This is a genomic window from Agrobacterium sp. AGB01, assembly GCF_014851585.1.
Lineage (GTDB): Bacteria > Pseudomonadota > Alphaproteobacteria > Rhizobiales > Rhizobiaceae > Agrobacterium.
The window spans coordinates 568,006-593,804 of sequence record NZ_JACVAB010000001.1 but is presented as its reverse complement, the minus strand read 5'-3'; the positions used below and the strand labels follow the sequence as shown (position 1 = coordinate 593,804).

The 25,799-nt window shown below is 54.7% G+C and carries 20 protein-coding genes, 1 tRNA gene and 1 riboswitch; of the genes, 7 read left to right on the top strand and 14 right to left on the bottom strand.

Annotation, left to right across the window (positions count from 1 at the left end; all coding sequences use genetic code 11):
- The first annotated feature begins 1 nt into the window (after position 1).
- Entirely contained in the window at positions 2 to 739 is a 738-nt protein-coding gene (locus tag IB237_RS02750) for a 16S rRNA (uracil(1498)-N(3))-methyltransferase (RefSeq protein WP_192487067.1), read from the top strand.
- 127 nt (positions 740 to 866) lie between these two features.
- Positions 867 to 2,240 (top strand): glutamate--cysteine ligase, encoded by a 1,374-nt coding sequence (locus IB237_RS02745; RefSeq protein WP_192487066.1) that lies wholly within the window; start codon positions 867 to 869, stop codon positions 2,238 to 2,240.
- Between the two features lie 149 nt (positions 2,241 to 2,389).
- Here IB237_RS02745 and IB237_RS02740 read toward each other — a convergent pair whose 3' ends face one another.
- Complete coding sequence (locus IB237_RS02740) at positions 2,390 to 2,686, bottom strand: DUF1127 domain-containing protein (protein ID WP_192487065.1); 297 nt, start codon at positions 2,684 to 2,686, stop codon at positions 2,390 to 2,392.
- 146 nt (positions 2,687 to 2,832) lie between these two features.
- On the opposite strand from IB237_RS02740, the gene IB237_RS02735 reads away from it, so the two are divergent.
- Positions 2,833 to 3,786 carry a LysR substrate-binding domain-containing protein gene (locus tag IB237_RS02735; RefSeq protein WP_192487064.1) on the top strand — a complete coding sequence of 318 codons (954 nt, stop codon included), beginning with the start codon at positions 2,833 to 2,835 and terminating at the stop codon, positions 3,784 to 3,786.
- Positions 3,787 to 3,804: 18 nt separating this feature from the next.
- On the opposite strand, the gene IB237_RS02730 is transcribed toward IB237_RS02735, so the two are convergent.
- On the bottom strand, positions 3,805 to 4,422 hold the full coding sequence (locus IB237_RS02730) for a TetR/AcrR family transcriptional regulator (protein ID WP_192487063.1): 618 nt from the start codon (positions 4,420 to 4,422) through the stop codon (positions 3,805 to 3,807).
- 169 nt (positions 4,423 to 4,591) lie between these two features.
- Positions 4,592 to 6,073, bottom strand: a complete 1,482-nt coding sequence (gene katA, locus IB237_RS02725) for a catalase KatA (protein ID WP_192487062.1) — start codon at positions 6,071 to 6,073, stop codon at positions 4,592 to 4,594.
- A 153-nt stretch (positions 6,074 to 6,226) separates the two neighbouring features.
- On the opposite strand from katA, the gene IB237_RS02720 reads away from it, so the two are divergent.
- Positions 6,227 to 7,147, top strand: a complete 921-nt coding sequence (locus IB237_RS02720; protein ID WP_192487061.1) for a hydrogen peroxide-inducible genes activator — start codon at positions 6,227 to 6,229, stop codon at positions 7,145 to 7,147.
- Here IB237_RS02720 and adhP read toward each other — a convergent pair.
- The 4 genes from adhP to IB237_RS02700 form a co-directional block, all read right to left on the bottom strand.
- Positions 7,144 to 8,169 carry an alcohol dehydrogenase AdhP gene (gene adhP, locus IB237_RS02715; RefSeq protein ID WP_192487060.1) on the bottom strand — a complete coding sequence of 342 codons (1,026 nt, stop codon included), beginning with the start codon at positions 8,167 to 8,169 and terminating at the stop codon, positions 7,144 to 7,146. The genes IB237_RS02720 and adhP overlap by 4 nt on opposite strands.
- Before the next feature lie 124 nt (positions 8,170 to 8,293).
- Positions 8,294 to 8,695, bottom strand: coding sequence for an MAPEG family protein (locus IB237_RS02710; protein WP_192487840.1), 402 nt, complete (start codon positions 8,693 to 8,695; stop codon positions 8,294 to 8,296).
- A 121-nt stretch (positions 8,696 to 8,816) separates the two neighbouring features.
- Positions 8,817 to 10,322: an IMP dehydrogenase gene (gene guaB / locus IB237_RS02705; protein ID WP_192487059.1), complete on the bottom strand. Its 1,506-nt coding sequence runs from the start codon at positions 10,320 to 10,322 to the stop codon at positions 8,817 to 8,819.
- A 209-nt stretch (positions 10,323 to 10,531) separates the two neighbouring features.
- Positions 10,532 to 11,533 (bottom strand): MBL fold metallo-hydrolase, encoded by a 1,002-nt coding sequence (locus IB237_RS02700; RefSeq protein WP_192487058.1) that lies wholly within the window; start codon positions 11,531 to 11,533, stop codon positions 10,532 to 10,534.
- Between the two features lie 200 nt (positions 11,534 to 11,733).
- Here IB237_RS02700 and IB237_RS02695 point away from each other — a divergent pair, with 200 nt between their 5' ends.
- Entirely contained in the window at positions 11,734 to 13,119 is a 1,386-nt protein-coding gene (locus tag IB237_RS02695; RefSeq protein ID WP_192487057.1) for an MDR family MFS transporter, read from the top strand.
- A 69-nt stretch (positions 13,120 to 13,188) separates the two neighbouring features.
- Here the strand turns inward: IB237_RS02695 and IB237_RS02690 are convergent, their stop codons facing one another.
- The 6 genes from IB237_RS02690 to nrdH all read right to left on the bottom strand — a co-directional run bounded on the left by IB237_RS02690 (position 13,189) and on the right by nrdH (position 19,478).
- Positions 13,189 to 13,953: an RlmE family RNA methyltransferase gene (locus IB237_RS02690; protein ID WP_192487056.1), complete on the bottom strand. Its 765-nt coding sequence runs from the start codon at positions 13,951 to 13,953 to the stop codon at positions 13,189 to 13,191.
- 12 nt (positions 13,954 to 13,965) lie between these two features.
- Complete coding sequence (locus tag IB237_RS02685) at positions 13,966 to 15,519, bottom strand: Ppx/GppA phosphatase family protein (protein WP_192487055.1); 1,554 nt, start codon at positions 15,517 to 15,519, stop codon at positions 13,966 to 13,968.
- Positions 15,520 to 15,711: 192 nt separating this feature from the next.
- Positions 15,712 to 16,686: a class 1b ribonucleoside-diphosphate reductase subunit beta gene (gene nrdF / locus IB237_RS02680; RefSeq protein ID WP_192487054.1), complete on the bottom strand. Its 975-nt coding sequence runs from the start codon at positions 16,684 to 16,686 to the stop codon at positions 15,712 to 15,714.
- 18 nt (positions 16,687 to 16,704) lie between these two features.
- Positions 16,705 to 18,858 carry a class 1b ribonucleoside-diphosphate reductase subunit alpha gene (gene nrdE / locus IB237_RS02675; RefSeq protein WP_192487053.1) on the bottom strand — a complete coding sequence of 718 codons (2,154 nt, stop codon included), beginning with the start codon at positions 18,856 to 18,858 and terminating at the stop codon, positions 16,705 to 16,707.
- On the bottom strand, positions 18,828 to 19,244 hold the full coding sequence (gene nrdI / locus IB237_RS02670; protein ID WP_192487052.1) for a class Ib ribonucleoside-diphosphate reductase assembly flavoprotein NrdI: 417 nt from the start codon (positions 19,242 to 19,244) through the stop codon (positions 18,828 to 18,830). The genes nrdE and nrdI overlap by 31 nt, the downstream gene beginning before the upstream one ends.
- Positions 19,245 to 19,256: 12 nt before the next feature.
- Entirely contained in the window at positions 19,257 to 19,478 is a 222-nt protein-coding gene (gene nrdH / locus IB237_RS02665; RefSeq protein ID WP_192487051.1) for a glutaredoxin-like protein NrdH, read from the bottom strand.
- 246 nt (positions 19,479 to 19,724) lie between these two features.
- Positions 19,725 to 19,943, bottom strand: a riboswitch (cobalamin riboswitch).
- Between the two features lie 287 nt (positions 19,944 to 20,230).
- On the opposite strand from nrdH, the gene IB237_RS02660 reads away from it, so the two are divergent.
- Positions 20,231 to 20,854, top strand: coding sequence for a bifunctional 2-polyprenyl-6-hydroxyphenol methylase/3-demethylubiquinol 3-O-methyltransferase UbiG (locus tag IB237_RS02660; RefSeq protein WP_192487050.1), 624 nt, complete (start codon positions 20,231 to 20,233; stop codon positions 20,852 to 20,854).
- Positions 20,855 to 21,309: 455 nt separating this feature from the next.
- On the opposite strand, the gene IB237_RS02655 is transcribed toward IB237_RS02660, so the two are convergent.
- A tRNA-His gene (locus IB237_RS02655) sits at positions 21,310 to 21,386 on the bottom strand.
- Between the two features lie 311 nt (positions 21,387 to 21,697).
- Between IB237_RS02655 and IB237_RS02650 the strand changes: the two genes are divergently transcribed.
- The gene (locus IB237_RS02650) at positions 21,698 to 25,453 is read left to right on the top strand and encodes an ATP-binding protein (protein WP_192487049.1); all 3,756 of its coding nucleotides are present in this window, start codon (positions 21,698 to 21,700) and stop codon (positions 25,451 to 25,453) included.
- The last annotated feature ends 346 nt before the right edge of the window (positions 25,454 to 25,799 follow it).

Here is a 25,799-nt window from a genome sequence, read left to right as displayed (position 1 = left end):
AATGCGCGCCAATTTTCGCATGCAACGTCTTTATGTCGAGGATGCCATTATCCTCGGCACCGGTATTGCCGCCAGCAGTGAACAGTTCAACTATCTGGCCAATGTGCTGCGCATGACGGACGGCGCAGAGGTGCTGATTTTTAACGGCCGTGATGGCGAGTGGAAAGCGCGTCTGGCCTTCCCGTCAAAAAAGAAAATCGTGCTGGTGCCGCAAGAACAGACCCGGCCGCAGCCAGCGCCCTGCGATCTGCATTATCTTTTCGCCCCGTTGAAAGTTGGCCGTATCGATTACCTGATCCAGAAGGCTGTCGAAATGGGTGCGGGCATTCTGCAACCGGTGATGACGCAGCATGTACAGGGCAAGATCAACAATCTGGAACGTTTGCAGGCCAACGCAATCGAAGCCTCCGAACAGTGCGGCATCTTGGCCATTCCGCAGGTGCAGCAGCCAGTGAAGCTGCGTGAGCTTCTGGAGAACTGGCCATCGTCACGCCGCATCATTTATTGCGATGAAGGCGACGAGGGCCAGAACCCCCTGCCCGTTCTGTCACGTATCAAGGAGCGCCAACTTGCGCTGTTGATTGGCCCGGAAGGCGGCTTTTCCGAAGAAGAAAGACAGCTGCTTCGCAACCACCAAAGCGTGACGCCGATACCACTCGGCCCACGGATTTTGCGGGCGGATACGGCTGCTGTTGCCGCACTTGCGGTTATTCAGGCGGCCATCGGAGACTGGCAATAATCAATCCTGTCGATGGCGATTATCGGCATTAAACCATGATTGAAAGAAATTCATTTGCAGAGGCTATCGTCCCGCCCTATCTGGCTTTTTGAATGACAGACAGACGTTGCGCAGTAAGGTTACATCAATGGCTCGCGATACTACCGATCAGACCCCGATCTCCTCAAAACAGGAACTGACAGACTATCTGGCAGGCGGCAACAAGCCGGTTGAGAAATTCCGCATCGGGACTGAACACGAGAAGTTCGTGTTTTTTCGCGACACACATAAGCCTGTGCCCTATTTTGGCGACGCGAGCATTTCCGCCCTGCTGAAGGGCATGGAATCCCGGCTAGGCTGGGAACCAATCATGGACGGCGAAAACATCATCGGCCTTGCCGAACCCACCGGCATGGGCGCCATTTCCATCGAACCAGGTGGCCAGTTTGAACTTTCCGGTGCACCGCTGGAAAATATTCACGAGACCTGCAAGGAATCCAACCAGCATCTTGCCGTGCTACGTGACATTGCAGAGCCGCTGGGCATTCGTTTTCTGGGTATGGGCGGTACGCCATCCTGGAGCTTTGCCGACACACCGCGCATGCCTAAGTCCCGTTATGCCATCATGACCGACTACATGCCGAAGGTCGGCAGCAAGGGTCTGGACATGATGTACCGGACCTGCACCATTCAGGTGAACCTCGACTTCTCGTCGGAAGCGGATATGCGTCGCAAGATGCGCGTCAGCATGAAGTTGCAGTCACTCGCAACTGCCCTGTTCGCCTCCTCGCCATTTACCGAGGGCAAGCCGAATGGTCAGCTCTCATGGCGTGGCGATATCTGGCGCGATACGGACAACAACCGCTCCGGCATCCTACCCTTTAGCCTGAAAGAAGATTTCGGCTTCCACCACTATGTCGAATGGGCGCTGGATGTGCCGATGTATTTCGTCGTGCGTGACGGAAAATATCACAACTGCACACACATCACCTTCCGCCAGTTCATGAATGGCGCATTGAAGGGTGAAATTGCCGACTGGCAGCCAACACTCGGTGACTGGACAAACCATCTCTCGACGCTGTTTCCGGACGTTCGCCTCAAGCGTTTTCTTGAAATGCGTGGTGCAGACGGTGGCCCATGGCGCAGAATCTGTGCGTTGCCGGCTTTCTGGGTGGGTCTACTTTATGACGACGAGGCCCTGTCGGCTGCCGATGAACTGACCAAGGACTGGTCGTTCGAGCAGGTCAATCAGTTGCGTGACGATGTGCCGACCAAGGCACTGAAGGCAGAAATTACCGGCCATAGCCTGCTGGATATTGGTCGTGAAGTTCTGAAAATTTCTCACCTTGGCCTGAAAAACCGCAACAGACTGAACGCGGAAGGTCAGGACGAAACAGTTTTCCTGTCCACTCTTGATGAAGTTATCGCCAAGAAGACCACACTCGCAGAAGACATGCTGTCTGCCTATAACGGCCGCTGGAACCAGTCGGTTGATCCGGCTTACGAAGAATACCAGTACTGAATTTGCGTCAGCAGTGTTGGCTCATTGAACCCATTGAACCGGCAAGACAATTTGCTACACCGGGCACAAAAAAAGCCCGGTGCGGCATAGCCTGGCACCGGGCAAAAGCAGGGCTATTGGCAATCACCCTGCGGGGAAAACTCAAAAAATCAGAGCGTCTTGCGAGCGAACCGTTGGGTCGCGTGCACTTCCGCTGCCTTTATTAACTGCTGAGCGGGGTCATCTAGCAAGCCCACATTCAGGGCTTTTAGTACGTCCTGACGAACAATACCGATATCTGCCAACATTCGATCATCGAGATCGGTCAGGCGGTTGACCTGGAAACGGGTCACGAGGTTGCGCCAAACCATATTCACGCGCATGCCGAAGCGGGAAACATTGCGTAGTTCGACACGCTTTTCCGGCTGGCAAATACCGCTTGCAATAATCTGGTCTGCCGTGCTCATGATGAGATCCTTTCCTTGGCACGATTGCGACCATCAGGCTTACTGTCCTGATCGTCATTTAGTTGCACCTTTAATGACGCAGCCCCATTGATCAGTCCAACGAATGTTTTTAATGTTAGTCATCAATGGTTCTTATGGGATGCACCATGTCCGCCCCGCTTGATATCGATCAGCTACACACATTTATCGCCATCGTGGATACAGGCAGCTTCACCAAGGCTGCGGATCGTATTTTCAAAACGCAATCTGCGGTGTCCATGCAGATGCGCCGTCTTGAGGAGCGGATCGGCAAACAGCTGTTCACCAAGGACGGGCGCGGCAACCGCCTGACCAACGAAGGTGAGAAGCTGATGAATTATGCGCGGCGCATCATTCGTCTGAATGATGAGGCAATCGCAGCTTTCGATGATAATCGTCTGGAAGGCACATTGCGCATCGGCACACCTGACGACTACGCCGACCGGTACATGCCAGAAATTATCGGCCGTTTTGCCAAGACACACCCCAATGTCGAACTTTACATTGTCTGCGAACCATCCGTCAGCCTGGCGGAAAAAATGGCCCGTGGCGAACTTGATATAGCACTGGTGACGCATAATCCCCGCGCCCGTATTTCTGACGTGGTGCGCACCGAACCGCTTTGCTGGGTGGCCTCCGCCAACCATCCCTTGCGCGACAATGCGCCGGTACCGCTTGCCGTGGGCCGTCGTGACTGTCACTGGCGCCAGCTTGCCTGTTCAGCGCTGGATGCCGATGGTCGCGATTATCAGGTTCTGTTTACCAGTTGGTCGTCTACGGTTATCGCTTCAGCGGTTCTCGCAGGCATGGCGGTTTCGGTCCTGCCGGAATCGGCTTTAAGGACCGGCATGAAGGTACTGACCGCCAGTGATGGCTTCCCGCCACTTCCGCCCGTTCAAATCGGCCTGATGAAACGTCCGGGCATTTCGCCGTCACTTGCCAACGCCATTACCGACCATATCTCGGCCTGCCTCGACAATATTTCACTGACGGCTGTGGCAACCGATGATCTGGATAGTGATGTCAAAAGTTATCCGAAGATGCCGAGGCTGCGGGCCGGACATATGCTGCCGGGTTGGTGAGCGACGGTCTGAACGGTGTTAGATGCTTTCACCGATCAGCACCTTGCACTCCGCCAACAGACGTTGCGCCTCATCCTGATCACTCAGCAGCGACAAGCGCATGCAGGAGCCGAGAAAATAGCTGAGTAGTTTACAGCGGGCTTCATAATCTTCGCCCGGACGTGGACTGCGCAATGATGAGGTGTAACGGATGAAAATCTCTGCCAACCGATAGCTTTGGTCAATGTTCAACCTGGCCAGCGCCTTGTCCATCTCCATGCTCAGCCAGATGCTGAGATAGATGGGGTTTTCGCGGCACTCCTGATAATACCAATCAATTAAAACGAAAACGTGCTGTTTCAGTTCATCCAGTGACGTCGCCTCGTCCAGCGACCGAATGACATGATCTTCGACACGGTTCGAGATCATGTCGAACAGCGCACGCAGGATGGCGGCTTTTTCAGGAAAATATTGGTAGATCGACCCAATTGGAATACCGGCCTCTTTGGCGAGAGCGGTCATGGTCAGGGAACTGACACCGCTTTTGGTAATCAGTCTGGTTGCCGATTCAAGAATGGCATTAACGCGCTGGATGCTGCGATCCTGTTGTGGCGTTTTTCTTGGTTCAATGCGTTCTGGCGTACCACGTCTTGGCATATTGTTTCCCGTCCTGAAACACATGCGGGTAGCTCCCTTGCCACCACAATGGTTGCGATATGGCATGAGCTTTTTTGACGAAAGTTGAACTGCGTTGCGGGCTTTTTAATGAAAACAGCAAAAAGCCGGACAAAAGCCCGGCTTTCCGTTTTCAACTGGCAGTTTAGTCTCACTCGGCCGCGCTGATAGTATCGGCCTGATAACCGTGAGCGGCCTTGAGGACAGCTCTTACACCGGCTTCATAGTCCGGATGAACCTGGCGGAAATGCGCAAGCTGGCGCTCAACGATAAAGCCCGGCACACCACCCATGGCTGCAGCTATGTTCGAAAAAAGGCGCTGCTTCTGGCCTGCATCGAACAGGTTGAAGAGCGCGCGCGGCTGGCTGTAATCGTCGTTGCCGATACGGTGGTTGTAACGAGCGGCATCACCGGAGATACGCAGTGGCGGCTCTTTTGCAGCCGGCTGTTCTACCGGGCCATTAAACGAGTTTGGCTCGTAATAGGCATCCGGGTTACCGGTCTTGATACCACCGTGAGTATTCATCTGACCATCGCGATGGTAGTGATGCACGGGACACTTCGGAGCGTTGACCGGAATGTTCTCGTAGTGGGTACCGAGGCGGTGACGGTGGGCGTCCGCATAAGAGAACACGCGCGCCTGCAGCATCTTGTCTGGCGAATAACCGATGCCTGGCACGATGTTGGACGGCGAGAAGGCAGCGTTTTCGATTTCGGTGAAGTAGTTGTCCGGGTTACGGTTCAGCTCCATCACGCCGATATCGATCGGTGGGTACTCGGCATGTGGCCAGACCTTGGTCAGATCGAACGGGTTATAGGTTGTCTTTTCGGCATCCAGTTCCGGCATGATCTGAACCTGTACAGTCCAACGCGGATATTCACCGGCTTCCAGCGCGTTGAATAGGTCTTCCTGCGTCGACTCGCGGGTTTTACCGATGACGGTTTCGGCCTCTTCATTGGTCCAGTGCTTGTGGCCCTGCTGGGTCTTGAAGTGGAACTTTACCCAGTAGCGTTCACCGGCATCATTCCAGAAGGAATAGGTATGTGAACCATAACCATTGATGTGACGAACGTCGGTTGGCAGACCACGGTCGGACATCAGGATCGTGACCTGATGCAGGCTTTCAGGCGATAGCGACCAGAAATCCCACATGGCAGTTGCCGAACGCATATTTGTGCGCGGATGACGTTTCTGCGTGTGGATGAAATCAGGGAACTTGACCGGATCGCGCACAAAGAACACCGGCGTATTGTTGCCAACGAGATCCCAGTTGCCTTCTTCGGTGTAGAACTTGATGGCAAAACCGCGCACATCACGTTCGGCGTCGGCGGCGCCCTGCTCACCGGCCACGGTGGAGAAGCGCAGGATCAGCGGCGTTTCAGTGCCCGGCTGCAACGCCTTGGCCTTTGTGTAACGAGAGATATCGCCAGTGATCTTCAGCGTGCCATAGGCACCCCAACCCTTGGCGTGAACGGCACGCTCCGGAATACGTTCACGGTTCTGATGCGCCAGTTTTTCAATCAACTGGTAGTCCTGCAGCAGAAGCGGGCCACGCTCGCCTGCACTCAGGGAATTCTGGTTATCAGGAATTGGTGATCCTGCGCTGGTTGTCATTGTCGGGCGATCAGCCAAGATTTCCTCCTTTTGGGTTCACTCTCGATGGCAGCAAGTCACCGGCAATCAGGCCGGACGCTTGCCTAGAATACTTCTAACAATGGTTTTTGGCATCACCTTTCTATAATTTCCAATTGTATTTGCGTTCATTTTCGATAGGATTTTCCTATCATGATTACACTTCGGCAAATGCGGTATTTTGAAACTCTGTCCAACACACTTCACTTTGGAAGAGCGGCCCGTGCGGCCAACATCAGTCAACCAGCGCTATCGGCCCAGATTATGGAGATGGAGAACCATCTCGGCGTAAAGCTAGTAGAGCGGAGCCGCAGCGGGGTCATTATAACCCAAAAAGGCATGGAAATATTACAGCATGCCCGGGCAATTCTCGCTGAGGTCGATCGGCTTGAGGCAACGGCCCGCAAGGGGTCGGGTGTGCTGGAGGGTCCAGTTCGTATCGGCATCATTCCAACCATTGCACCTTATCTTGTGCCACAACTGATACCGCGACTGCGCCAAACCTATCCACGCATTGAAATCGAATTGAAGGAAGCCGTCACAGACCGGCTGCGCAGTGACCTGCTTGAAGGTAAGTTGGACGCGGTGATTGCTGCTCTGCCGCTGGATGACGAGTCACTTGCCAGCCAGGTGCTGTTTACGGACCGCTTTTACATGGCCGTTGCCAGCAATGAGGACAGCGTGCTCTCCTCCCCGATGACAGAAGCGCAGGTCGACATGGACAGGTTGCTGCTGCTGGAAGAAGGCCATTGCCTGCGCGACCAGGCATTGGCGGTGTGTGGCACAGCCGGCAAACGCAGTCTGGTGAATTTTGGTGCAACGTCGATGACCACGCTGCTGCAGATGGTTTCGCACGATATGGGCATGACGCTTATTCCGGAGATCGCGGTACCCTTGGAAACCAAACGCAACAATCTGAGGATCGTTGCCTTTGCCGAGCCGCAGCCATCCCGGCAGATTGGCCTTGCCTGGCGACGCACCAGCGCGCGTGCGGACGACATGGCGGCATTGGCAGAGATGATAACAGCCTGTGCTTTGAAAGAAACACAGGCTGTCGGACATGTGAAAGACTAGTTCAGATCGACAACGATACGGCCGTCGATCTTGCCTTCCTGCATGCGGTGGAAAATATCATTGATGTTTTCCAGCTTGTCCCATGAGAAGTGGGCGGCCACCTTGCCCTCACCTGCAAAGGCCAGGGATTCCTCAAGGTCCTGTCGTGTCCCGACAATCGAGCCGCGCACTGTAATGCGCTTCAACACCGTATCGAACACCGGCAGGGAAATGTAACCCGGTGGCAGACCGACCAGCGCCATCGTGCCCTTGGAACGCAGGAAACCAAAGGCCTGCTCCATAGCCTTCGGCGAAACGGCTGTTACCAATGCACCGTGAACACCCTTTGTTGCTTTCTGCACTTGCTCAATCGCATCCGGCGCCTTGCCGTTAACGACGATATCGGCACCAAGCTTTTTCGCCAGTTCCAGCTTGTCGTCAAAAATATCAGCGGCAACCACATGCATGCCCATAGCCTTTGCATATTGCACCGCCATGTGGCCAAGACCGCCGATACCGGAAATGACCACCCATTCACCGGGTTTCACCTCGGTTTCCTTCAGGCCCTTGTAGACGGTCACACCGGCGCACAGCACGGGAGCCGCAGGACCGAAATCGAGATTGTCAGGCAGACGGCCAACATATTTCGGATCGGCAAGACCATATTGCGCAAAGCTGCCATTCACAGAATAACCGGAGTTTTTCTGTTCGGCGCACAATGTCTCCCAGCCGGTGCGGCATGGAACGCAGCAACCGCAGGCACTGTAGAGCCAAGGCGTGCCAGCACGGTCACCTTCCTTGATGCCGGTTACGCCAGCGCCAATCTTGGCGACATAACCAACGCCTTCATGGCCGGGAATAAAGGGTGGCTTGGGCTTAACCGGCCAGTCACCGTTTGCTGCGTGCAAATCCGTGTGGCAAACGCCGGTCGCCTCATATTTCATGAGGATTTCGCCGGGGCCCGGATCGGGAATTGGCACCTCTTCAATCGAAAGCGGTTTGCCAAACTCCCTGACGACTGCGGCCTTCATCATTGCTGCCATTTGTCTTGCCTCCTTCAACCATAGAACGGTCAAAGGATAGAACACCAACATTCAGTAGAGTTGATCTATCGCAAGAGAAAACGGTTTCGTTGCTCACTGTGTCGCAGTTTTGCGGCAGTCGCGACTATTCAAATGCCAGCCAGATCACCATCCAGCCCCACATGCAGACCAACGCGGCAAAGCCGATGGCAAATGCCGGTGCACGATAACGCAGGCGATTGCTGGTGACATGAAAGTAAGAATGGGCGTAACGCGAAAGCACAAAAATCCATCCCAGCACGATAGTGACGATATTGTCCGCATCAGTGATGTAGAGCAACAAGCATGCAGCGTGGAACAGCACGGGAAGTTCGAACTGGTTGGCAATATTCTTGTTAACCAACTGGCTCTCGCGCGCCTCCTCACCGGCATCCCTGAAACGGCGCGCCGCTTCCGCGTTGAGGAAGGTGTATTTTTTCCGTCGAATGAACAGCAAGCAATAAAGACCGAAAACAAGGAAAGCATGCGCAATCATCGGCCAGAACATTGCGGTTGTGGGTGACATGCGGGCTCTCCTTCATCGGTATTCATAGTTACGCTCCCTGACCCGATCTGGATCAGGGAGCGCACAAAAATTCAACTGGCCGTCAACCTAGCCTGCGTAAGGATCAAACGCTACCCGGATAATTCGGGCTCTCGCGGGTAATCGTCACGTCATGGGCGTGGCTTTCGCGCAGGCCGGCACCGGAAATACGAACGAATGTCGCGCGGTCCTGGAATTCAGGAATGGTTGCGCCACCGACATAGCCCATAGCAGCTTTCAGGCCGCCTGCCAGCTGGTGCAGAACGCCGGAAACCGGGCCCTTGTAAGGAACCTGACCTTCAATACCCTCGGGAACCAGCTTCAGCGTATCGCGAACTTCGGCCTGGAAATAACGGTCTGCAGAACCGCGTGCCATGGCGCCAACGGAGCCCATACCACGGTAAGCCTTGAAGGAGCGGCCCTGATAGAGGAACACTTCGCCTGGGCTTTCATCCGTGCCGGCCAGCAGCGAACCAATCATCACGGCGGATGCACCGGCGGCGATAGCCTTGGCGAGGTCGCCGGAGAACTTGATACCACCATCGGCGATCACAGGAATGTCCAGGGACTGTGCTGCATCAACGGCCGACATGATGGCTGCAAGCTGTGGAACGCCAACGCCTGCGACGATACGTGTGGTGCAGATCGAACCTGGGCCGATACCAACCTTGACGGCGTCAGCACCTGCATCGATCAGCGCCTTGGTGCCGTCAGCGGTCGCGACGTTACCGGCGATGATGCGAACAGCGTTCGACATCTTCTTGACCTGTGCAACAGCGTCGAGAACGCGCTGTGAATGGCCATGGGCGGTGTCGACAACAAGGATGTCGACGCCGGCATCGATCAGGCGCTCTGCACGGTCACGGGCATCATCGCCAACGCTGATGGCGGCTGCGGCACGCAAGCGGCCCTGCGCATCCTTTGTCGCATTCGGGTTGAGCTGCGACTTTTCGATGTCCTTGACAGTGATCAAGCCAACGCAGTTGCCCTGCGCGTCTACCACCAGCAGCTTTTCAATGCGGTGCTTGTGCAGAAGGCGACGGGCTTCCTGCTGGTCAACACTGCTTTCCTTGACCGTCACGAGGTTTTCGCGGGTCATCAGTTCGTAGATTTTCTGTGCTGGGTCGGAAGCAAAACGAACGTCACGGTTGGTCAGAATACCAACCAGACGGCCTGTCTTGTGGCCGCCCTGGCCGCCGTTTTCGACAACCGGAATACCGGAAATGCCGTGTGCCTTCATCAGGCTCTGGGCTTCAGCAAGGCTGGCATCCGGACCGATGGTGACCGGGTTTACAACCATGCCGCTTTCGAATTTCTTCACCTGACGAACTTCTTCAGCCTGTTCAGCAGGGGTAAGGTTGCGGTGGATAACGCCGATACCACCGGCCTGTGCCATGGCAATCGCCAGGCGGCTTTCGGTGACGGTGTCCATTGCGGAGGAAAGAATAGGCAGGTTCAGGTCGATATCACGTGCGATACGCGTCGAAATATTCGTCTGGCCCGGCATCACTTCGGAGTGTCCCGGCTGCAAGAGCACATCGTCGAAAGTGAGGGCGTCCAAACCTGTGGGCGTTTGAATAATACGTGCCATGCCAATTTCCTTCATTAAAGAATAGGGTATCCGCCGGGAGGAATCATCCACCGGTGGTTTCACAAGGAGTTCTTGGAAGTTGGCGAGGGCTGGTAACACGTCTATGACAGGAAGGAAATAGCAAAAACCCGGATTCATTAATCCGGGTCTGCTGATCAGCTCACACTATTATGCATAGCTCGTTGTGTTTCTACCACAACGGGAGGCTATTACAGGTCAAATTGGTAGGACTTCGGCACGAACGTGTAACCCTGGTCCTGCTTTTCGACATAACCGACGGATGGGAATGGCATGTGGTAACCGAGGAATGCCAGCTTGTCGGTCGCAATCATATCAAAGACTTTTTTTCGGGTTGCCGCAGCGGCAGCCTTGTCCATGTCGAAACGCACTTCCCATTCCGGACGCTGCAACGACAGCACATAATGGTTGGCCGTATCAGCGGTTAGAACAAGTTGGCGACCTTCCGACTCCACCCGGAAAATCATATGGCCGGGAGAGTGGCCGAAAGCCTCGATACCGGTGATGCCTGACACAACTTCAGCACCTTCTCCGATAAAGGTCATCTTGTCTGCAAGTGGCTTCACCTTGCCGAGCACACCCTTGTGGCCGTTTTCAGCTGGGGTTCCGACGCGGGCATCGCTGGTCCAGAAATCATATTCAACCTTGCCTGCTACATAACGGGCGTTGGGGAATGCCGCTGCGTTCTTCTCCGTCAGGCCGCCAATATGGTCGCCGTGCATGTGGGTCAGGACAACGACCGAGATATCCTCGGGCTTGTAACCGGCCGCGGCCAGGCCCTCCTGCAGGCGTCCATTACCGTTGGCACGGCCAGCCTCACCAAAGCCGGTATCAAACAGCACGCGCTCCGATCCGGTATTGATCATGACGGGTGCAAAGCTGTTGACGAACTTGTCCTTGGGAAGAAAGTTCTCTTCCAGAAGTTCGCCGACGGTTTCCGCAGACTGGTTGGTGCCGAAGGTTTCGTTTGGCGGTCCCGAAACGGCTGCACCGTCCTTGATGACCAGAACCTCGAAATTGCCAAGCTTGAAGCGATTTGTTTCCGGCCCCATAGCGTGGTTTATCTCCATGGAGGTTTGTGGTTGCGCGGTTTGCGCCATCGACGCACGCGCCATGATAAACGGAGCAGCCAGTACACCTGTTCCGGCAGATCCCAGAAGTACGCGTCTGCCGATTTTTGAAATCTCAGCCATTGTCCTGTCTCCTCAAAAAAATGTCCGTTTTCATTTGGCAGGAGTATGCAGACAAGACTAAGACGTTGATACCACTTAGATGAAACATCACACACACGTGATGGATGTCAAATCCACGACAAAGCAATTGGCATTGATCCGCATAGAAACTAAACACACACCGTGTGAACCTGATCACAAGCGCAGCGCAGGCATTTCCCATGAACCGCATCATACCGCTTATCCTTGCCGTGGCATTGTTCATGGAGCAGATGGATTCCACCGTTATTGCAACAGCCTTGCCGACCATTGCTCATGACCTCAATGTCGGGCCGATTACTCTCAAGCTGGCCCTCACCTCCTACATGGTGGCGTTGGCAATCTTCATTCCGATCAGCGGATGGATGGCTGACAAATTTGGCGCCAAGACCATCTTCCGGCTGGCCATCGGCGTCTTCATGGTAGGTTCGCTGTTCTGTGCGGTATCCGGTTCATTGACAGAATTCGTGCTTTCGCGCTTCTTGCAGGGCATGGGCGGCGCAATGATGACGCCGGTTGGTCGTCTCGTCCTGTTGCGCACAACAGACCGCAAGGAACTTGTATCGGCCATGGCCTTGCTCACCATCCCAGCGCTGCTTGGCCCGCTGACGGGACCACCGGTCGGCGGCTTCATCACGACCTATTTTTCCTGGCACTGGATTTTCTTGATCAACATCCCGATCGGTGTCGCCGGTATCGTGCTGTCCAGCATCTACTTGCCGGTGATCGAAACCACCAATCCGCCGGCAATGGATGTGAGAGGTTTTATTCTGTCATCCGTCGCCGCATCGGGCGTGGTTTTCGGTGTTTCGGTTATCAGCCTTCCTGCTCTGCCGCCGACCATTGGCATCGCCTCAATTCTCACCGGTATCGTCGCTGGCGTGCTTTACGTGATCCATGCCCGCAGGCACCCGGCCCCGATCCTCGACTTCAAGATTTTCCAGAACACGACATTCAGAATAACCTCGGTCAGTGGCACGATCTTCCGTATATCGACCGGCGCCATTCCTTTCCTGATGCCGCTGATGTTGCAGATCGGGTTCGGGTTGAATGCATTTCAGTCTGGCATGGTCACCTTTGCGGGCGCGATCGGCGCCATCACCACGAAGTTTATTGCAAAGCGGATGTTTGCCGCGACCGGCTTCAAGACCACGTTGATTGTCGCCTCGGTGGTTGGCGCGTTTACAACAGCAGCCAATGCGCTATTTGTGCCGGAAACACCGCACGCGATCATCATCAGTGTTCTTGTCGTGTCCGGGTTTGCCCGGTCGTTCTTCTTTACGGGCTCAAATGCGCTGAGCTATTCGGAGATCGACAACAATCAGGCCAGCCAGGCGACATCCATGTCGTCGGTTCTGCAACAGATCAGCCTTGCATTGGGCGTTGCGTTTGCGGCGACCATTCTGGAAGTCAGTGCCGCATTGACCGGTTCACACCTGCAACTTGCGGACTTCCATCTGGCATTCGTGATTGTCGCGGCATTTTCGCTTCTTGCCCTGATACCGCTGTTCCGCCTGGACAAAAACGCAGGTGAAGCAATATCCGGGCATCGTCCGAAAATCAGATAACAACGGAAAACAACACTGCGCAGCGCTTATAAAGGGCTGCGCAGCCATTAAAGATCGAAACGTTGTCGCTTAGACGTCTTCGTCGGCGTCCTGCTCGAAAGTATCGCGCTCGTCGGCATGGTGGTCGGCCGCACCTGTATCTTTGCGACCCTTGAAGCCCTTGGCCAGCAGGAACATTTCTACCGACTCAGAGCGCGATGACGCAGGTTTGATATGCAGCACCTGTTTGAAGTTGCGCTTCAACAGATCAAGCAGCGACTTTTCCGTGCCACCCTGGAAGGTCTTGGCAAGGAAGTGTCCGCCTTCTGCCAACACCTCAATCGCAAAGTCCGCCGCGACTTCGCATAGATGCATCGTGCGAATATGGTCGGTTTTTTGATGGCCCGTGGTCGGCGCCGCCATGTCCGACAAGACGAGATCCGGTGTGCCGCCGATTGCTTCCTTCAGCTTTTCTGGCGCAGTCGGATCAAGGAAATCGAGCTGCAACAGACGAACGCCCGGAATAGGATCGACCTCAAGGAAGTCGATCGCGGCAACGCGGATATCGTCTTCGGTCGAATCCGTAACCTTGGCGGCAATCTGCGACCAGCTGCCCGGAGCGGCACCCAAGTCGATAATGCGGGTCGCACCCTTCAAGATCTGATGTTTGTCGTTGATCTCGAGAAGCTTGTAGGCTGCACGGGCGCGGTAGCCTTCCAGCTTGGCGCGTTGCACATAGGGGTCATTGATATGGCGTTCAATCCAACGGCGCGATGACGCCTTGAGCTTGGTTTTTTTCACCTTCTGGCCAATTTTGCGGCCGGTGCGATTGCTTCCGACTGGAGGCTTACTCATAAACTTTTTTCCTTATCTCGCACCGTTTTGCTGGCGGCGTAGACGATTGCGTCGCCACGCGCCATCATCCGCCATCATATCGGTCAACAGGCCTTCACGCAGCCCGCGGTCCGCGACCCGCATGCGCCGGGCTGGCCAGCGGCGACGAATGGCCTCCAGAATAGCGCAACCCGCCAGCACCAGATCGGCACGATCCGGCCCGATGCAGGCATTGGCGGCGCGGCCAGCAAAATCCCAATCCAGCAGCTTGTTCTGCATGGCTGTCACTTCGCGGTCCGACAACCACAAGCCATCCACCTTGCGGCGATCATACCGTGGCAAATCCAGGTGGACACCGGCCAGTGTGGTGACCGTGCCTGATGTGCCGATCAGGTGGAAATCTTCCAGTACGTCGCTTGCCGCAAATGGAGGGCACACGAACGAATCGAGAAGGCCTTCAACTTCGGTCACCATCGCAGAAAACACCTGCGGTGTAACATCGCGACCACCGTGACGTTCCGACAGGGTAACCACGCCAACCGGTAGCGATGTCCAGTGGGTAATGTGGTTGGCAAGACGGTTGGAGCGATTTTCACCAACGCGGATAACGGCAATTTCCGATGAACCGCCACCGATATCAAACAGCACAACCGATCGGGCATCACGGCCAATCAACGACGAGCAACCGGAGACGGCAAGACGCGCTTCAGTTTCACGGCTGATGATTTCGAGGTCCAGGCCGGTCTCGCGGGTGACGCGGGACAGGAACTCCTCCCCGTTTTCGGCAGCGCGGCAGGCTTCAGTCGCAATCAGGCGCATGCGCCGGATGGGACGTCCCGACAGTTTTGCAGCACAAACGCGCAGAGCTTCCACGGCACGGTCCATCGCCTCATTGGAAAGACGGCCGGTTGAAATCAGCCCCTCCCCCAAGCGCACGATACGCGAAAAGGCATCTACGACACGGAACTGGCCGGGACGCGTTGGCTGGGCAATCAGCAGGCGGCAATTGTTGGTGCCGAGATCAAGCGCCGCATACATATCGGCGGCCTGATCCGCATCACGGTCATGGCTGTGCTGGCGCTGGCCATGCCGGTGACCATCACCACGCGACGTCGATCCCGTTCCGTCTTGCCCGGACGACTGGCCTTGCGGCTTGCCGTTCTTGGCAACATGCGTCGGAACCAGCGGCCGGCCTTGCGGCCCGCGGTGTCCACGGCGACGGTCGCGAGATTTGCGTCCCTCAGGTGAACCGGCATTTGGTCCTGCCGCCTTGGCGGCCTGGCCATTGGCTTGCGCACCATCGCTGGCAGATTTTGCTTCTGGATTGGAATTTTGTCCGCTGCCGCGCGAACGCCTGCGCCGTTTGCGCTTGCGCTCACCGGCATCCTGGCCGGGTGAGGTTTCATGCTGAGAATCAGCATGGGAACCGACGACAACAACCGGCGTAGCAACTTGGGCGCCACGGTTGGTACCGTTGCGCTTGCCTTTACCACGTCGAGAGCGTTTCGCTCTGCTCTTGTTTACCGTCGACGCCCCTGATTCTGACGGCTTTTCGCCGCTGCCGGGGTCAGTCACTGTCTTGTCCATTTCGCCGCGCAAAGCGAGAAGCAATGCCGCAGGCGTTTAAAGGTTTCGTTGGGCAGAACATACCAGCACACGGCATTTTAGCCAACCGTTTTTTGTTTTGCCCAATGGCGGCGGCAGCCTGACACCACCACCGCTATCACAAAAAATCAGTGCACCCCACTTTGCGTGCGAACTGGACAGACAGGTCGCGGTTTAAAAATCCCAGTCGTCATCCTCGGTCGCAACCGCTTTACCGATGACGTAGGACGAACCAGAACCGGAAAAGAAGTCGTGATTTTCGTCTGCATTGGGTGAAAGCGCTGAAAGAATTGCCGGATTAACCTTGCATGCTTCCGGCGGAAACAGCGCCTCATATCCCAGGTTCATCAGCGCCTTGTTGCCGTTGTAGTGCAGGAATTTCTTGACGTCTTCGCTGAGGCCAACACCATCATAGAGTTCTTCGGTGTATTTCGCCTCGTTGTCATAAAGCTCAAGCAGCAAATCAAAGGCAAAGTCCTTGATCTCCTGTTTCCTGGTATCGCTGAGACGAACCAGCGCCCGCTGAAACTTGTAGCCGATGTAGTAACCGTGAACGGCTTCGTCGCGAATGATAAGGCGGATCAAGTCAGCCGTGTTGGTCAGCTTGGCGCGGCTGGACCAATACATCGGAAGGTAAAAGCCGGAATAGAACAGGAAGCTTTCCAGGAAGACGCTGGCGACCTTCTTCTTGAGAGGATCATCGGAGGCATATTGCTCCATGATCAACGTCGATTTGCGCTGCAGGAACTCGTTTTCTTCTGACCAGCGATAAGCATCGTCAACATCAGGCGTCAGGCACAGCGTCGAGAAGATGGAAGAATAGGAGCGCGCATGCACCGCCTCCATAAAGGAGACGTTGGACAGCACCGCCTCTTCATGCGGCGTGATGGCATCTGCCATCAGTTTTACCGCGCCGACACCGTTCTGAATGGTGTCGAGCAGTGTCAGTCCAGTAAACACACGGATGGTGAGCTGCTGTTCCTGCGGGGTTAATGTTGCCCAAGACGGGATATCATTGGAGAGCGGCACCTTTTCCGGCAGCCAGAAATTGCCGGTCAAACGGTTCCAGACTTCCAGATCCTTGTCGTCCTCGATGCGGTTCCAGTTGATTGCACGCAGTCGGCTGGCCGCCTTGATTTGCATATTCATGTTGCTTGTCCCTCAAATTTACAGCGTGCAGGAAACGCAGCCCTGAACCTGCGTGCCTTCCAGCGCCATCTGGCGCAACCGAATGTAATAAATGGTCTTGATACCCTGCTTCCACGCATAGATCTGGGCGCGGTTGATATCGCGGGTGGTGGCGGTGTCGCGGAAGAACAGTGTCAGCGACAGTCCCTGATCGACATGTTGTGTGGCAGCGGCATAGGTATCGATGATCTTTTCAGGACCGATCTCATAGGCATCCTGATAATATTCAAGATTATCATTGGTCAGATAGGCTGCGGGATAATAGACGCGGCCAATTTTGCCTTCCTTGCGGATTTCGATTTTCGAGACAATCGGATGGATCGAAGACGTAGAGTGGTTGATGTAGGAGATCGAGCCGGTTGGCGGCACGGCCTGCAGGTTCTGGTTATAGAGACCAGATGTCATGACCGCTTCTTTCAATTCCTGCCAGTCGTCTTGGGTTGGAATGTGAATACCGGCCTTTTCAAACAGTTCCTGAACCCTCTCAGTCGCAGGCGTCCATTCGCGTTGCGTATATTTATCGAAATATTCGCCAGACGCGTATTTGGAATTTTCAAAGCCCTTGAAGCTTTCACCAAGTTCCGTAGCCAGCCGGTTCGATGCGCGGACTGCGTGGTAAGCCACAGTGTAGAAATAGATATTGGTAAAATCGATGCCTTCTGGCGAACCATAATAAATGCGCTCGCGTGCAAGATAACCGTGCAGGTTCATCTGGCCAAGACCAATCGCGTGGCTTTCCTCATTGCCCTTTGCGACCGATGGCACGGACGAGATATGGCTCATCTGCGAAACGGCGGTCAAAGCGCGAATTGCCGTCTCGATGGTCGTGCCGAAATCTGCGGAGTCCATCGCGGCAGCAATATTCAGCGAACCGAGATTGCAGGAAATATCCTTGCCCATATGGCTGTAGGAAAGGTCGTCATTAAAGACACTCGCGTCGCTGACCTGCAGGATTTCGGAGCACAGATTGCTCATGGTGATACGACCGGCAACAGGGTTTTCCCGGTTCACCGTATCCTCGAACATGATGTAGGGATAACCGCTTTCGAACTGGATTTCTGCAATGATCTGGAAGAACTCACGGGCCTTGATCTTCTTCTTGCGAATGCGGCTGTCGGCAACCATTTCGCGGTATTTTTCAGTCACCGAAATCTCGGTAAACGGCACGCCGTAAACCCGCTCCACGTCATAGGGCGAGAAGAGGTACATATCCTCGTTGTTCTTGGCCAGTTCAAAGGTGATGTCGGGAATGACGACGCCGAGCGACAGGGTTTTGATGCGGATTTTTTCATCGGCATTTTCGCGCTTGGTGTCGAGAAACCGCATGATGTCAGGGTGGTGCGCATGCAGATAAACGGCCCCTGCCCCTTGGCGTGCGCCGAGCTGGTTGGCATAGGAAAATGCGTCTTCCAGCAGCTTCATGACAGGAATCACGCCGGATGACTGGTTTTCGATGTTCTTGATCGGTGCGCCCATTTCGCGGACGTTGGTCAGGGACAGGGCGACACCGCCGCCACGCTTGGACAATTGCAGCGCCGAATTGATGGAACGACCAATGCTTTCCATGTTGTCTTCGATGCGCAACAGGAAGCAAGACACCAGCTCGCCGCGCTGCTTTTTACCGGCATTGAGAAATGTCGGCGTTGCCGGCTGGAAACGACCGGAAATGACCTCATCCATCAGGTTGCGGGCCAGCTGCTCATTACCGCGCGCCAGCGTCAGCGCCACCATGCAGATACGATCTTCGTAGCGCTCGAGGTAACGCTTGCCGTCAAAGGTTTTCAGCGTGTAGCTGGTGTAATATTTGAATGCGCCTAGGAAGGTCGGGAAGCGGAATTTACGCGCATAGGCTTCGTCGAAAAGATCACGCACGAAATTGAAGGAATACTGGTCCAGAACCTCCTGTTCGTAATAGCCTTCCAAGACCAGATAATCGAGCTTTTCCCGCAGGTTATGAAAAAAGACCGTGTTCTGGTTGACGTGCTGGAGAAAATACTGCCGTGCCGCCAGCTTGTCCTTGTCGAGCTGGATTTTTCCATCCTCATCATAGAGGTTCAGCATCGCGTTCAGCGCGTGATAATCCAGCGCCGTTTCACCCGCCTTTAGTGGGCGCTCGAGTGTTGTGACGTCCAAAATCGTTCCAATCCATGTTTGGCTTTCGCAACATCTTCCCCGGTACCCAACAGCTCGAATTTGTAGAGAAAGGGCACGTCGCATTTGCGGGATATGATGTCACCGGCAAGGCAGTAGGCCTCGCCGAAATTGGTGTTTCCAGCGGCGATAACACCGCGAATGAAGCTTCGATTTTCCGTAGAGTTCAAAAACTGGATAACCGGTTTCGGCACCGCACCTTTTGCGCCGCCGCCGCCATAGGTCGGCACGACAAGCACATAAGGTTCTGTCACCAGCGGCGGCACTTGATCTGCCGCAACTGGTAGGCGCAGCGCCCGAAACCCCAGTTTTTCAACAAAACGGCGGGTGTTTTCCGATGTCGATGAATAATAGACGATCAGCCCCATGCCGATCGTCCGTCACGACAGCGTGCTGATCATATCCGGTCTGAAACCGGCCCAATGGGTGTCACCCGCCACAACAACTGGCACCTGACGGTAACCGAGATTCTGCACATGCATCAGCGCCTGATCGTCAACGGAAACATCGATGACATTGTACGCAATACCCTGTCGCTCGAGAGCGCGTGTCGTGGCCGTGCACTGTACGCATGCAGGTTTGCTGTAGACGGTGATATTCATGACGTTCCTCGTTGATCGATAAAATGGGCAAGCGGATGCATTCGGTTACGTCTTGGCGACAAAACCGTTGGTTCTTAAAATTCTCGGGGTTCTGAAATCACATCAGATTAAATACCGCGCGCGCATCATGACGAACGGAACACATATTTCATACAGCATGCTTTCACCCCGAAGCTTTGGCAGGGGTCAAATGTGCGCATGCCAAGCTATGCCTGGGATAACACGCACCCTTCGGACACCCCGCCCGTGGATTGTCTTGTTCGAGGCAGGTCTCCTGGCTCGCGGGTCACGGCATCATACCCAGTCTTCCCAAAGCACACATGCTTCAGTGACGGAATTAAGTAGACGCTATCCGCTTACAGTTGCGGGGGCAGCTATGGCATCGCCTGACTACGCTGGCTCACCATATTCCCATCTTAGCTTCCATGTCTTGCGACCGGAAGAACCTAGAACGCTACATATAGTAGTTATTGCGCGCGATTCGTCAATCAACCACAAGCCCGAAAACTGCTTTCCTCACAACAGAATGCATTCGTTTGATGGAGAGCGTGTGACGGAACGTTTGTCGGCCTGCATTGCGGGCCTTTCCCCCATGCCGCACCGACCCAGCCTCACGACCGAGATATCCTGTAAAAAGCGTGCGACAAGGTAACTTCACTTGAAAATCACCGCAATATTGGGATGCTGCCTGCCAACAGTGCTAAGCACGTGATTCGAAATTGAAATTTCGCATAATTTAAAAGGCGGACGTCATGGTTTCCCATCAGGAAAAATCCGAGATTTATTGGAAAAACACCAGCAATTCACATCTGGCTGCACCGGAATATTACGAGAAAAAGAAAAAGATTCTCGAGGTTATTATTTCACATATTCCAGCCGCACATTCGACTTTGGATATCGGATGCGGCAACGGCGAATATACCGCAATGTTTTTGCCGAAATCTGAGAAGATCGTCGGCTACGATATCTCGCCTGGCCTGCTGGATGTTGCCAGACAAAATTTCGCGCACGAACCCAAAATGACCTTTCACTGTGCAACGGTGGACGAAATTTCTCCAGACCAGGAAAAGTTCAACACCATCCTGTGCATGGGCGTAACGAGCTGCATCATTGACGATGAGAAATTTAATGCTCTCGTCAAGAAAATGGTCCATCTGGCGTCCAACAACGCATTCATCATCATGGGTGACTCACTGTCTCACCACAATACTCTGTCTCTCGAAGACCAGTCCGGTTACGTGGCCAAGTACAGAGACCTGCATCTTTACCAAAACACCTTTATCAGCGAAGGTTTGCGGCTCGTCAGCGATATCAAGGTGATGGACGGCTACGGCGGCAAGACGACCAACAATCTGATGTTGTTCTGGAAGAAATAAGCGTGACAGCGCTGCTCGAAATCGCCGCCTCATCTCAAACATAAAAAGCCTCCCGTACGTCAGAATGCGGGAGGCTTTTCATTTGGACGTAATCAGAAGCGTCGCGACCGGTGGGGTGCAGAACGTTCTTTTTTGCGACATTAAGCTTCGGCTTGACCTCATCTGTCGCATTTTCAGTCGCGCCAAAGTGATTGCCTGAACGACAAACAGATGCAGTTAGAATGTTGAGATAAAATCGCGTTTAAGCGAATCAATATGCTGCTTTAGGCGTAGTGCGCCACAAGTCGCGTTTCAAAGCCGGTGATTTCGATCTGAACACACAAACCGGGCGCACCGGACGCAAATTTGCGAAAACTCCAGAAAGCGGTCACATGGTGAGAAACCATAGCAGACAGGGCAAACGGGGCTTTTTACATCCCTGGCGTCTTACAACTGTCTGAATTTATGTGGAAAAATGGTACGGTTGAGTGGAGTTGAACCACCGACCTCAGGTGCCACAAACCTGCGCTCTAACCAACTGAGCTACAACCGCACACGACCGGCCGCAAGGCCGCTATGGGGGTCACATACGGGGTGTTTTCCATTTTTGCAAGACCCTTTGAACTTTTTACAAAAAAAGACGTGGAATAGCAAATGCCGATCATTGACCGCAGGCCCACCAACAACCAAACTTCTGGCAATTAACTCTGTTTGCCAATTCCCTGCTGGTGATTATGGACCGCCGTGCGCTGGGAAGTTATTTAATATTCTGTTAACATGCCCTGTACGCATTAATGCTTGGCTTTTCATGAGGAAAAGCGACAGAAACATGCTGGGGTCAGCAGTACCAGAATAGGTTTCGAGATGCCCGCCGTTCAATATCCTTTCATAGATATAGCTGTTCATGAGCGTGTGCGTGACCGTTTCGGCCGGGGCGAAGCCTTGGTGTTGTTTTCTGTCGATCTCGGCCATGTCCTGTGGGCAAACGGTCGCGGCGCCTCGCTGTTTGGCACGCCTTCGATCTATGATTTTGTGGATCATGGCCCGAAGCCGCAGGATATCACCTTCCGACAGATTTCGATGGCGGCGAGCAAGCTATCGGCCGTTGGCGATTCCCAGTTTTTTACCGCGCGTATTGCCGCGGGTTTCAGAACCTTTCCGGTCAAGGCAATCGTCGAACTGATCGAGGTCGATAACAATACCCAGGCCATTCTTTTTTCATCGCCCGTTGATGTGCAACAGCCATCGGCGCAGGACTGTGCAAATCGCATGATCGAGGGTTTCAGCGATCCCGACATTCATCTGGCGGTGTTGGATGACAGTGGGCTGATCCTTGCGGCGTCGGATAATTTTCGCAATCTCGGCATCACGCCTAATACCGTAAAAACGCTGACAACAATGACCCAGCATCAGGCCGGGCATCTGGTTAAGCGCCCTATTCCGACCGGCAAGGGTTATTTGCCAGCCGCCACCGGCCAGCTGAGCCAGGCACCGATCATGAACCTGCTGTTTGTGGTGGAAACCGCAATCGGGACACTCGACCCGGTTTTCGACGGCAGCGAGCAAGACGATGTCGCTCCGGCAGCGCCCGTGACAGCTGTAGAGGTGACAGAACAGGTTATTGAACCGGCTGACAACAAATTCGAGACACTGATCAACGATATCGCCAGCATTGAAGATCTGCCGCAGCAGGACGAAGAGTTTGATGCATCAGAAGCACTTGATGCGCAGGCGTCGCTAATCTTCGCTGACGTTGAAGCTCCTGAACAGGCTGAGGCTGAGGCTGAGGCTGAGGCTGAGGCTGAGGCTGAGGCTGAGGCTGAGGCTGAGGCTGAGGCTGAGGCTGAGGCTGAGGCTGAGGCTGAGGCTGAGGCTGAGGCTGAGGCTGAGGAAACCATCGACGTTGCAGAGGAAGAAGTACAGCTCTCTGTTACCGAAAATTATGATGAGCGTTCCAAGGACCTCGACTTTCCAGTTTTTGACGACATCGAGCCCCTTGCCGCCGCGGACGTACCTGTAGAAACCGTTGTAGAAACAGAAACGGTCGCTGAACAGATTGAACACGCTGACGACGCACCATCTGCGGCGCCGGGCACATTCATATTCAATCCATCGGCCCGGGCTTCGCGGTTTGTCTGGAAAATCGATGCGAATGGTTGCTTCAGCTCGATCTCGCACGAATTCGCCGAAGCCGTCGGACCACGTTCTGCCGCTGTTGAGGGCATGTCCTTTGCGGATGTTTCGAGCCTGCTGAACCTCGACAAGGACGGCAAGATCACCGAACTGCTCAGCAAACGTGACACATGGTCTGGCAAAACGATTTTCTGGCCGGTCGAAGGCACATCACTTGTTGTGCCGATCGATCTTGCGGCCCTGCCGACCTATACGCGCACCCGCGAGTTTGACGGTTTCCGTGGTTTCGGCATCGTGAGACTGGCCGATGCCGTTGAAGACCCGCATGCTATCGGCCTGACACTTGCCGAAACCGATATCGCTCCTTTGCTGGACGTGGTCGGCACGACGCTGCCAGATGCCGAAACTATTCTACCGCAGGAAGAGCAACAGGCAGACGAGGCGCCATTCGCCGAGGTCGAAGACCATGAGCCTGAAACCGAGCTGACCGACGAGCCGGTTATCGTCGCGGAGGAGCACAGCGAAGCAGAGCACGAAGAGCCTGTTGCTTTGCAGCCGCCACACGAAGAAGTTCCTGTGCTTCGCATCAGCGAAACCCCAAATCGTCGTTACTCGGACAAGATCATTCAGCTGGAAGAACATCGTTCCCGTGGACGTGATGGCTTGAGCCCCGGCGAACAGGCTGCATTCCGTGAAATTGCACGTCAGTTGACGCCCAAGGATGAATTGGAACCTGCGCAGGTGTCCGAGCCTTTGCCACCCGTGGTACAAGAGGTTGCGCTGGAAAGCCCAGTTGCTGATGTCTCGGACGTTTCTGAAGAGGTCGCTGTTGAAGCGCCCGTTTCACTCAGTGACGAGCTGACACCGGCAGAAGAAGAAATCACAGCCACGTCAGAGGTTGACGAACTGGAAGCGCCTGAGGTTGCCGACGTAGAACCTGAGATCACCGAGGTGGAACACGAAGCGCCACCTGCCCGTGAGGTCGGTACATTGACGGAAGAAACCGTTGATGCGCTGCCGCTGGCGCTGCTCATCCACACAGGCGATGACCTTATTCACGCCAACCAGGACTTCCTGCGTCTGACTGGCTACAGCTCTGTTGAGGAACTGGCTTCGGTTGGTGGTATTGACGCGCTGCTGCAAAGACAGGATCTGGAGAATATCGGCGAAGGCAGTGGCGGCATGGTTGCCGTAAGTGCCGAAAATGATCTCATTCCTGTCAATGCCCGCCTGCAGTCCATTCGCTGGAATGGCGCCGCCGCACTGATGTTGTCGTTGGTGCCGGTCCACAAGGTCGTAGAGCCAACCCCTGTCGCTGCAGTGGCCGAGGTGATCGAAGCTCCTGCAAACACCCTTGCGGTCGAGACATTGCAGGGTGAAGTCGATGAACTGCACTCGATCCTCGAAACGGCAACTGATGGCATCGTCATTCTGGACGAGGAAGGCACCATCCGCTCCCTCAACAGGTCTGCCAGCGCGTTGTTCAATTACGACAATGGCGAGATCAGCGGCAAACCCTTCGTTGTTCTGTTTGCCCATGAAAGCCAGAAGGCCGTTCTCGATTACTTGTCGGGTTTGTCGAACAATGGTGTCGCCAGTGTTCTGAACGACGGCCGTGACGTTATCGGCCGCGAAGCAAGCGGTGGTTTCCTGCCGCTGTTCATGACCATCGGCCGGCTCAAGTCTTCCAGAGGGTTCTGCGCGGTCATCCGCGACATTACCCAGTGGAAACGTACCGAGGAAGAATTGCGCAATGCCAAGCGTGTTGCGGAAACCGCCAACGCGCACAAAACCGACTTTCTTGCCCGCGTCAGTCATGAAATTCGCACGCCGCTTAACGCCATTATCGGTTTTGCCGACATGATGGCAACGGAGCGTTTCGGGCCGATTGGACACCCGCGTTATGTCGAATATGCCAATGATATTGGCCGTTCTGGACGCCATGTGCTGGATATCGTCAATGATCTGCTCGATATCTCGAAAATCGAAGCCGGCCAGATGGATCTCGATTTCGTGGCTGTTGAACTGAACGAAACGATCTCTGAAGCGGTATCGCTGGTGCAGCCACAGGCCAACAACCAGCGTGTCATCATCCGCACCTCGCTTTCGCAGTCTGTTCCAGCCATTGTCGCCGATCTTCGTTCGATCAAGCAGATCGTGCTCAACATTCTTTCCAACGCCATCCGCTTCACACCCGCTGGCGGACAGATTGTTGTGTCAACCGCCTATGAGCCGAATGGCAGTGTCAACCTGCGTATTCGCGACACCGGCATCGGCATGAGCCGTTCGGAACTGGAACAGGCGATGAAACCTTTCCGGCAGGTGGCGTCCAGCAACCGCATTCGTGGCGATGGTACCGGCCTCGGCCTGCCACTGACCAAGGCGATGGTTGATGCGAACCGGGCCAATTTTTCGATCAGTTCTTCGCCCAACGAAGGCACGCTGGTTGAAATCAACTTTCCCTCGCAGCGCGTTCTCGCTACCTGAGCGAATGATTTTTGAGAGGGCGTTGCATCCCGTCACAGGAATGCAACGCCCTTTTTACGTTAATTCGCACGCAAATCCGCGGCCGCTTTTGACAGCGTGCTTTTGCCGCGGGATTTTTACATGATGCTTTATGAAAGCAGTTCCTGTTTGAGTAACGATGCTGTAAATAGCGGGCTTCTTTTGCAGTAACGGATTTCTGCCGGACAGCCGGTGGAAGGATCAGACAATTGCAGTCAGCCGATACCAGTCTCCAGCATGTCTCCGGGCCAAGCACGCGCTTCAACCTGTTGAGCCTCATTGCAATTCTCGTGGCGCTTGTGGTCGCCGTTCCCATCATTGCGGTTTT

Coding starts and splice junctions, on each gene's coding strand:
- IB237_RS02750 (WP_192487067.1), top strand. CDS start 2: ATGCGCGCCAATTTTCGCATGCAACGTCTTTATGTCGAGGATGCCATT.
- IB237_RS02745 (WP_192487066.1), top strand. CDS start 867: ATGGCTCGCGATACTACCGATCAGACCCCGATCTCCTCAAAACAGGAA.
- IB237_RS02740 (WP_192487065.1), bottom strand. CDS start 2,686: ATGAGCACGGCAGACCAGATTATTGCAAGCGGTATTTGCCAGCCGGAA.
- IB237_RS02735 (WP_192487064.1), top strand. CDS start 2,833: ATGTCCGCCCCGCTTGATATCGATCAGCTACACACATTTATCGCCATC.
- IB237_RS02730 (WP_192487063.1), bottom strand. CDS start 4,422: ATGCCAAGACGTGGTACGCCAGAACGCATTGAACCAAGAAAAACGCCA.
- IB237_RS02720 (WP_192487061.1), top strand. CDS start 6,227: ATGATTACACTTCGGCAAATGCGGTATTTTGAAACTCTGTCCAACACA.
- adhP (WP_192487060.1), bottom strand. CDS start 8,169: ATGGCAGCAATGATGAAGGCCGCAGTCGTCAGGGAGTTTGGCAAACCG.
- IB237_RS02710 (WP_192487840.1), bottom strand. CDS start 8,695: ATGTTCTGGCCGATGATTGCGCATGCTTTCCTTGTTTTCGGTCTTTAT.
- guaB (WP_192487059.1), bottom strand. CDS start 10,322: ATGGCACGTATTATTCAAACGCCCACAGGTTTGGACGCCCTCACTTTC.
- IB237_RS02700 (WP_192487058.1), bottom strand. CDS start 11,533: ATGGCTGAGATTTCAAAAATCGGCAGACGCGTACTTCTGGGATCTGCC.
- IB237_RS02695 (WP_192487057.1), top strand. CDS start 11,734: ATGAACCGCATCATACCGCTTATCCTTGCCGTGGCATTGTTCATGGAG.
- IB237_RS02690 (WP_192487056.1), bottom strand. CDS start 13,953: ATGAGTAAGCCTCCAGTCGGAAGCAATCGCACCGGCCGCAAAATTGGC.
- IB237_RS02685 (WP_192487055.1), bottom strand. CDS start 15,519: ATGGACAAGACAGTGACTGACCCCGGCAGCGGCGAAAAGCCGTCAGAA.
- nrdF (WP_192487054.1), bottom strand. CDS start 16,686: ATGAATATGCAAATCAAGGCGGCCAGCCGACTGCGTGCAATCAACTGG.
- nrdI (WP_192487052.1), bottom strand. CDS start 19,244: ATGGGGCTGATCGTCTATTATTCATCGACATCGGAAAACACCCGCCGT.
- nrdH (WP_192487051.1), bottom strand. CDS start 19,478: ATGAATATCACCGTCTACAGCAAACCTGCATGCGTACAGTGCACGGCC.
- IB237_RS02660 (WP_192487050.1), top strand. CDS start 20,231: ATGGTTTCCCATCAGGAAAAATCCGAGATTTATTGGAAAAACACCAGC.
- IB237_RS02650 (WP_192487049.1), top strand. CDS start 21,698: ATGCCCGCCGTTCAATATCCTTTCATAGATATAGCTGTTCATGAGCGT.